General features: G+C 81.0%; 1 protein-coding gene. It reads right to left on the bottom strand.

Going from position 1 to position 605, the window contains the following annotated elements; translation table 11 throughout:
• Window positions 1-605: KR domain-containing protein (locus BI06_RS52820; RefSeq protein WP_043479122.1), on the bottom strand; the 605-nt coding region annotated here is incomplete at both ends.

Raw genomic sequence — 605 nt, 5'->3', positions numbered from 1 at the left:
AGGACGGCGGTGAGCTGCTCGCGGTCGGCGACGTCGGCCGCGGCGAAGCTCACCCGGGTGCCGAGGGCGGCGAGTTCGGCCTCCAGCACCGCGGCCCCGGGGGCGTCGGCGCCGCGCCGTCCGACCAGCAGCAGGTGCTCGGCGCCGCGTGCGGCCAGCCAGCGGGCGACATGGCCGCCGAGGGCACCGGTGCCGCCGGTGATGAGGGTGGTGCCGCGCGGCTCCCAGGGCCGGTCCGCCGGGGCGGACGGCGCGGCGGGGGCCAGCCGGCGGGCGAAGGCGCCGGCCGGGCGCAGCGCGAGTTCGGTCTCCCGGTCGGGCGAGCGGTCGGCGATCAGGGCGGCGGCCTGCTGCCAGGTGCGCCGGTCGGGCTCGGCGGGCAGGTCGATCAGACCGCCGTGGAGGGCGGGCTGCTCGGCGGCCAGGATCGCGCCGAAGCCCCAGGTCAGGGCGTGCTCGGGGGCGGTGACGGGGTCGGTCGCGGAGTCGGCGGGCCCGGTGCCGACGGCGCCCCGGGTGAGGTACCAGACGGGGGCGGGCGCGGCCGCGTCGTCCAGGGCCTGGGCCAGGGCGACCTGGGCGGCGTGCGCCCAGGGGAGTTCGGG

Source organism: Kitasatospora sp. MBT66 (assembly GCF_000710405.2).
GTDB classification, from domain to species: domain Bacteria; phylum Actinomycetota; class Actinomycetes; order Streptomycetales; family Streptomycetaceae; genus Kitasatospora; species Kitasatospora purpeofusca.
The sequence above is the reverse complement of the archived record's forward strand: the minus strand, read 5'-3'. Positions and strand labels throughout refer to the sequence as shown.